At 72.4% G+C, this 7,590-nt stretch carries 5 protein-coding genes; 1 reads left to right on the top strand and 4 read right to left on the bottom strand.

Features of this window, described 5'->3' with window-relative positions:
- The coding region (locus AB3X52_RS12520; protein WP_367994417.1) for an Ig-like domain-containing protein at positions 1 to 2,259 on the top strand (2,259 nt) is incomplete at its 5' end.
- Positions 2,260 to 2,324: 65 nt separating this feature from the next.
- On the opposite strand, the gene dnaG is transcribed toward AB3X52_RS12520, so the two are convergent.
- From dnaG to AB3X52_RS12500, 4 genes are all read right to left on the bottom strand, one after another.
- Positions 2,325 to 4,241: a DNA primase gene (gene dnaG / locus AB3X52_RS12515; protein ID WP_367994416.1), complete on the bottom strand. Its 1,917-nt coding sequence runs from the start codon at positions 4,239 to 4,241 to the stop codon at positions 2,325 to 2,327.
- A 69-nt stretch (positions 4,242 to 4,310) separates the two neighbouring features.
- Positions 4,311 to 5,246 (bottom strand): 2-hydroxyacid dehydrogenase, encoded by a 936-nt coding sequence (locus AB3X52_RS12510; RefSeq protein WP_367994415.1) that lies wholly within the window; start codon positions 5,244 to 5,246, stop codon positions 4,311 to 4,313.
- Positions 5,247 to 5,304: 58 nt separating this feature from the next.
- Positions 5,305 to 6,546: a deoxyguanosinetriphosphate triphosphohydrolase gene (locus AB3X52_RS12505; protein WP_367994414.1), complete on the bottom strand. Its 1,242-nt coding sequence runs from the start codon at positions 6,544 to 6,546 to the stop codon at positions 5,305 to 5,307.
- Positions 6,547 to 6,611: 65 nt separating this feature from the next.
- A complete protein-coding gene (locus AB3X52_RS12500; RefSeq protein ID WP_367994413.1) occupies positions 6,612 to 7,532 on the bottom strand; it encodes a VldE C-terminal domain-containing protein in 921 nt (306 codons plus the stop codon).
- Positions 7,533 to 7,590 lie beyond the last annotated feature (58 nt).

Genomic DNA, 7,590 nt, shown 5'->3' with positions numbered 1-7,590 from the left:
GACGACGGCACCTGGTCCTGCACCCCCGACACCGCCCTCACCGACGGCGACCACACCCTCACCGCCACCCAGACCGATGAGGCCGGCAACACCTCCGCGGCCTCCGACCCGGTCCGCATCACCGTCGACACCACCGCGCCCGACGCCCCGGTCATCACCGCGCCGACCGACGACACCGACACGAACGACAACGCCCCGACGATCGAAGGCACCGGCGAGGCCGGCGACACGGTCGCCGTCACCGACGAGAACGGCGACACCGTCTGCGAGACCACCGTCGCCGACGACGGCACCTGGTCCTGCACGCCGGACACGGCGTTGACCGACGGCGACCACACCCTCACCGCCACCCAGACCGACGAGGCCGGCAACACGAGCCCGGAGTCGGAGCCTGTCCACGTCACCGTCGACACCCAAGCGCCCGACGCCCCGGTGATCACCGGCCCGGTGAACGGCGCGGTGCTCAGCGACACGACGCCGACGATCACGGGCACGGGCGAACCCGGTGCCTCGGTCACCGTCACTGAGGACGGTGACACCGTCTGCACCGCCACCGTCGGCGCTGACGGCACCTGGAGCTGCGCGCCCGACGACGCGCTCGGCGACGGCGAGCACACCCTCACCGCCACCCAGACCGACGAGGCCGGCAACACGAGCCCCGTCTCGGAACCGGTCACCTTCACGGTCGACAGCCAAGCGCCGCCCGCCCCGGTCATCGAGGCCCCGACGAACAACAGCTCCACGAACGACACCACGCCCACCATCTCCGGCACCGGTGAGCCGGGCGACATCGTCACGGTGACGGACCAGGACGGCCACCAGCTCGGCATCACCGAAGTCGGTACGGACGGCAGTTGGTCGCTCGACTCCACCGAGCTTGCCGAGGGCACCTACACGATCAGCGCCCTCCAGACCGACGCGGCCGGCAACGACTCGGCGACCTCGGATCCGGTGATCTTCACCGTCGACACGACCGCGCCCGACGCCCCGGCCATCACCGGGCCGAAGGACGGCTCCGAGGTCAACGACAGCACTCCGACCATCTCGGGTACCGGCGAGGCCGGCGACACCGTCACGGTGACCGACGAGAACGGCACCACCGTGTGCACCGCGACTGTCCAGGCCGACGGCACCTGGTCCTGCACGCCCGACACGGCGCTCACCGACGGCGACCACACCCTCACCGCCACCCAGACCGACCCCGCCGGCAACGAGAGCCCCGCCTCCGACCCGGTCCACATCACCGTCGACACCCAGGCGCCGGCGGCGCCGGCGATCACCTCGCCGAGCGACGGCGACACCATCGCCGACAACACCCCGAGCGTGAGCGGCACCGGCGAGCCCGGCGACACCGTGACGGTGACCGACGAGGACGGCGACACCGTGTGCACCGCCACCGTGAAGGCCGACGGCAGTTGGAGCTGCACGCCCGACACCGCGCTCACCGACGGCGACCACACCCTGACCGCCACCCAGACGGACTCGGCCGGCAACACCAGCCCGACGTCCGACCCGGTCAAGGTCAGCGTGGACTCCCACATCGGGACGCCGACGATCACCGGTCCCGAGGACGGCGCCACCGTCACCGACCGCACCCCGACGGTCACGGGCACCGGCGACCCCGGCGCGACGGTCACCGTCCGGGTCGACGGCACGGTCGTCGGTACGGCGACAGTCGGCAGCGGCGGCCGCTGGTCGCTGGCCCTGACCGACCGGCTGGCGTACGGCGACCACTCCGTCCGCGCCGTCCAGCGTGACGCGGCCGGGAACGTCAGCCCCGCCGCGACGAGCCGCTTCGCCGTCGCGCCGGCCGCGCCCACGATCACCTCGCCGAGCGACGGGGACGCCGTGGAGGGCACCGACCTCGCCGTGAAGGGGATGGGCCGGCCGGGCGCCCAGATCACCGTGTACGCCGACGGTCAGGCCGTCGCCTCCACGACCGTCGGCAAGGGCGGGAAGTGGGGTGTCGACGCCGCGGTCGCCGGCTGTGGCAAGCACACCCTCACCGCGACCCAGGGTGTCGACACCGCGAGCGCACGGGTCGCCCGCCCGAAGGTCCACGGTCGTGCGGTCACCTCCGCGACGTCGGCGCCGGTCGCCGTGACCGTCACCTGCCCGGCCAGCGACGCCACGACGGGTGACCCCGGGTCGACCCTGCCCAACACCGGGGCCCCCGCAGGTCTGGCCGCCCTGCTCGGGCTGGGCCTCGGATGCGTCGCGACCGGCGTACTCCTGCTGGCGCGACGCCGCCGAGCCTGACGGTCAGGTGGAACGCCGCCGGGGCCCGGGACGCTGAGCATCCCGGGCCTCGGCGGCGGACGCCGTCAGTCAGAGACGACCCGGTCCCGCAACGACCGGCGGTGCTGCTCGAGCCGGGCCAGTTCGGCGAAGAGGCGGTCGTAGCCCTCGGGATCGGCGGCCGCATCCGCACGCTGCAGTCGCGACTTCACCTCGGCGATCCGGCGCAGGTCGGTGAGCTCGAGGAGCCGGACGACGTGCTCGAGGACGTACGCCGCGTCCGGCTCGCGCGAGGTCGGCAGCGGCTCCACGGCGAGCTCGGCGACCATGCCGGCCACGCGCGCGTCCGGCGCCGCATCACGCAGGCGCGCTGCCCAGCCGCTGTCGGCGGCGCCGGCTCCCGGGCCGCCCGCGGCCGCCACCAGCGCCCACACGGCGCGGTAGAGCGGGTGGGTGAAGTCGTCGACGCCGACCTCAGCCGTCGTCCGTCCGATCACGACCGGGTGCTGGATCACCAGCTTGAGCGTCTCCCGCTCCACGCCGAAGCGTGGGTCGCGCGGATGCGGCATCGGCGGCTGCTGGGACTCGGCCGGCGCAGACGTCTGCCCCGCGGGCGCTGTCGGACGCTGCTGACGACCTTGACCGTGCGACGAGCCCCGGCGGCTGCCGGCGCGGCGCACCTCCGCCAGCACGGCGTTCGTGTCGATGTCGGCCCCGACGAGGCGCGAGATCTCCTGGGCGAAGGCGGTGACCTTCGCCCGGTCGCGGACCGACGCCACCAGCCCCGCCGCCTCCCGGACGGCGTCGACGCGGCTATCGGCGCGCGCGAGGTCGTACTTCGACACCACGTTGCGCAGCACGAAGCTGTAGAGCGGCTGGCGGCCGGAGACCAGTTCGCGGACGGCCTCGTCGCCCTTCTTGATCCGCAGGTCGCACGGGTCCAGGCCGTCGGGCTCGACGGCGACGTAGGTCTGCGAGACGAAGTTCTGGTCGCCCTGGAACGCCTTGAGCGCGGCGGCCTGGCCGGCGGCGTCGCCGTCGAAGGTGAAGACCACCTCGCCGTGGAACTGGTCACGGTCGGCCATGAAGCGACGCAGCACCTTCGCGTGGTCGTCTCCGAACGCCGTCCCGCAGGTGGCGACCGCCGTCGTGACCCCGGCGAGGTGGCAGGCCATCACGTCGGTGTAGCCCTCGACGATCACGGCCCGGCTCGTCCGCGCCATCTCCTTGCGGGCGAGGTCGATACCGTAGAGGACCTGCGACTTGCGGTAGATCGAGGTCTCGGCGGTGTTGAGGTATTTCGCCTCGATCCGGTCGTCGTCGAAGAGGCGTCGTGCGCCGAACCCGATCACGTCGCCACCCGGCTCACGGATCGGCCACATCAGGCGGCCACGGAACTTGTCGTACGCCGACCGCCCGCCCCGGCTGCTGACCCCGGCGAGGCCACCGGCGACGAGCTCGTCGAGGGTGAAGCCGCGGCCGCGGAGGTGTCGGACCAGCGCCTCGCCTTCGCGTGGGGAGAAGCCGACGCCGAAGTGCTCCGCGGCATCGCGGTCGAAGTCGCGCTCGGCGAGGAACTGGCGCGCGACGAGGGCGTCGGGACCGGCCAGCTGCTCGGCGTAGAACTCCTGGGCCAGCTTGTGGGCCTCGACCAGCTTGCCGCGGCTCGGACCACGGCGTTCCGGCCGGTCGTCACCCTCCTCGCGTTGGAGCTGCACCCCCGCCTTGTCGGCCAGCCGCTCCACCGCCTCGGCGAAGCTCAGCCCGTCGATCTTCATCACGAAGGCGATGACGTCGCCGCCTTCTCCGCAACCGAAGCAGTGGAAAAAACCACGGCTCGTGTTGACGTTGAACGACGGGGTCTTCTCGTCATGGAACGGGCACAGGCCCTTCATCGAGCCAGCGCCCGCACGGCGGAGCGTGACGTACTGCGACACGACATCCTCGATGTGCGCCTTCTCGCGCACTTCCTGGATGCTCTGCTCGCGGATCCGCCCGACCACGCAGCGATCCTACGGGGCACCACCGACGCTCGACGGTGGCACTCCACCGTGCTCGGACACCGTCGGGCGTCAGTACTCCCCCGACATCACGTTGGCGAGCGGCTCACCGGCGGCGTACCGCTCCAGCTGCTCCCGGACGAGGCGGTAGGCGCGCGGGAAGAACGCGCTGCTGGCACCGCCGACGTGGGGCGTCATGAGCAGGTTGGGGGCGTCCCAGAACGGATGATCGGCCGGTGGCGGCTCGACGTCGACGACGTCGACCGCCGCGCTGATCCGGTCGGTCTGCAGCTCCGCCACGAGGTCGTCGGTCACGACGACCGCGCCACGCGCCATGTTGACGAGCAGGGAGCCGTCCTTCATCTGCGCGAGGAACCCGGCGTCGACGAGGCCACGGGTCTCCTCGGTGAGCGGCACGATGAGGACGACGACGTCCGCCTCGGGCAGCAGACGGGGAAGCTCCCCGAACCCGTGGACCTGGTCCGGTCCGCTCCCGCGCGCCGTCCGCGCGACCCGGACCACCTCGGTCTCGAACGGGCGCAGCCGCGCCTCGATCGCCGCGCCGATGGCGCCGTACCCCACGATCAGGACGCGCTTGTCGGCCAGCGCCGGCGTGAAGGCCTGACCCCACTCGCGACGGTCCTGCAGCCGGACGAAGTCGGGGATCCGCCGCAGGCTGGCCAGGATCAGCGTGAGCGCGAGCTCGGCCGTCGAGGCGTCGTGGATGCCGCGGCCGTTGCACAGCGTGACGCCCTGCGAGACCAGCGGGCGGACGTTGTCGACCCCCGCGGTCATCGTCTGCACGACCTCGAGGCTCGTCATCTGCGGAATGACGTCGGCGACGCTCGGTCCGGCGGCGTACGGCGGGACGTAGAACCGGACGTCGGACACGGAGTCCGGCACGTGCTGGGTCGGGTCGACGACCTCGATCTGCAGACCGGACGGCACGCTGCCGTCCGGCCAGAGTCGGGTGGATTCGAAGGGCAGCCAGACGAGACGTTCGCTCACGGGGCGACCCTACCGACGCCACGCACCGTCCTCATCCGGCCTCCTCACTGGACGGAAGTCACCGGGGCGATGTCAGTCGAGCGTGCCAGGCGATCGCGGTGACGTCGGTGAGCGAGGCGACCTGGTCGACCACGACTCGGAGGCGGCCCGCGTCGTCAGCGGCCGCGTGCCAGTCGTCCGCGAACGGGCGGTCCAACGCGTCAGCGCCGCGGGCGACCAGGACGGCGACGAGCTCGGCGAGCAACTCCCGCTGGCGGCCCATCGACGCGAGCCGGTCGTCGGTCTGCATCACGTAGTGGGCAGCGATCCCCTTGAGCACGGCGATCTCGCGCTTCGTCCGCTCGGGGACCACCAGGTCGGCGCGGTAGCGCACGAAGGGACCGCCGCCGGCGGCGTACGTCGCCTCCTGGACCGCGCCGCAGAACCGGCCGATCAGGTCGGAGGTGAGGTTCTTGAGCGCGGCCAGGCTGCGCCGGGATCCGTCGTACGCCGCGACCGGCCAGCAGCCACCCTCGCGCAGGCCCGCAATCGTCTCGGTGACGGTCGCTCGGTCGATGCCCGGGACGTACCACTCGCCCGTCGTCTGGGCGAGCCCGTCCAGGTCGAGCCGCGTCAGGTCGATCCGACCCGCGACGATCCCGTCCTCGACGTCGTGGACGGAGTAGGCCACGTCGTCGGCGAGATCCATGATCTGCGCCTCGAGACAGCGCCGCCGCCCGGCCTCCGGGGTCCGCAGCCAGCTGAAGACCGGCAGGTCGTCCTCATAGACGCCGAACTTCGACGCGGCCACGCCCGGTGGCGCCTCGCCGCGACGCCACGGGTACTTCGTGCAGGCGTCGAGCGTCGCGCGGGTCAGGTTGAGGCCCGCCGACGATCCGTCGTACGCCGTCGTCTTGGCCTCGAGCCGAGTCAGGAGCCGCAGCGTCTGGGCGTTCCCCTCGAAGCCGCCGCAACGCTCACTCAGGTCGGCCAGGACGGCCTCACCGTTGTGACCGAACGGCGGGTGGCCGAGGTCGTGCGCGAGCGCCGCCGTCTCCGCGATGTCGGGCTGCGACCCCATCGCACGCGACAGGTCCCGGGCGACCTGGGCCACCTCGAGGCTGTGGGTCAGCCGGTTGCGGACGAAGTCGTCCGACTGGGGTCCGACCACCTGGGTCTTCGCGGCCAGCCGGCGCGACGAGGCCGCGTGGACGACGCGCGCGCGGTCGCGCTCGAACGGCGTGCGCTCCGGTGCCACCACCCGCTTCGGCGGCTCCTCGACCAGGCGCGCGCGGTCGTGCGCGTCGTACAGCTCGTCCATCGCCTCGCACCCTAGTGGGTGCTCAGTCCCGGCGGACTGTGCGTCCAGACCCTCCGTCGGGGCGCTCAGTTGTTGGTGGAGACGTGGACGTGGTCCATATGGTTCGCGGTGGCGGAGCCGTGGTCGCCGTACGCGCGCCAGCCCTCCGAGGCCCGCACCGGTGTCCAGATCCGGTCCCACCAGATGACGTCGTAGAGGTCGAGCTCGGCGGCGTGCGCCTGGAGGTAGTCGGCGATCTCGTCGCCGACCGCCTTGTCGGTGGTCATGATGTCGATCGCCTTGCCGGAGCTGTGCTCCCCGTGGGCGTCCCAGCCGCCGTACGACGTGATCATTGGGAACGCGTGGCACACCGAGCGATAGACGTGGACGGCTTCGGCGGTCAGGCCGTTCTCCACCGAGGAGTCGGGGCAGGGCGCGTCCGAGAGGCCCGCCGCGGCGCCGGTGACGACCGGCTTGTCCTTGCTGAGGTAGCCCGTCGTGACCCACCGGATCGCACCGCCGAGGACGATCTCGTCCCGACCGGACACCGTGCGCCCGGCGAACGCGACCTTCTTCCCCTCGGCCAGGACGTCGAGCTGCTTCGCATCCTTGCCCGGCTCCGTCCACAGGTTGAGGTCCGTGGTCGTCCAGCGCGGCACCGTGTGCTCGGCGGCGGCCCGCGCCAGCGCGTCCTCGCGCGCCTGCGCCTTGCGGGCTCGCGCGGCCTTGGCCTGCGCGGCCTCGCGGGCGAGCTCCTGGCGGTTCATCGACCGCGAGAGCTGAGCGTGCTCACGATCGGCGACGGTTGCCGACCCGGGTGCCGTGCTCGGTGCGGTCGAGGGGCTCGCGGACGCGTCGTCCGCGACGAGCGACGAGGAGGGACTCTGCAGGCCCACCCCGACGAGAACGGCAGCACCGGTCGCGAAGAAGGCGACGGCGCCGGCCACGAGCGTGGCCGGGAGCTTGCGGCGGGCATCGGTGTCCCGCTTGTGGCGAGAGAGAGCCACAGCGCTGATCCTTTGCGTCGGAGACAGGGGCTGTGCCCTGCCACCCCCGTCGGTCCAA

Source organism: Nocardioides eburneus (assembly GCF_040838215.1).
In the GTDB taxonomy this organism is placed as follows: Bacteria; Actinomycetota; Actinomycetes; order Propionibacteriales; family Nocardioidaceae; genus Nocardioides; species Nocardioides eburneus.
Note: the sequence above shows the minus strand (reverse complement) of the source record. Positions and strands in the feature narration are given on the sequence as shown.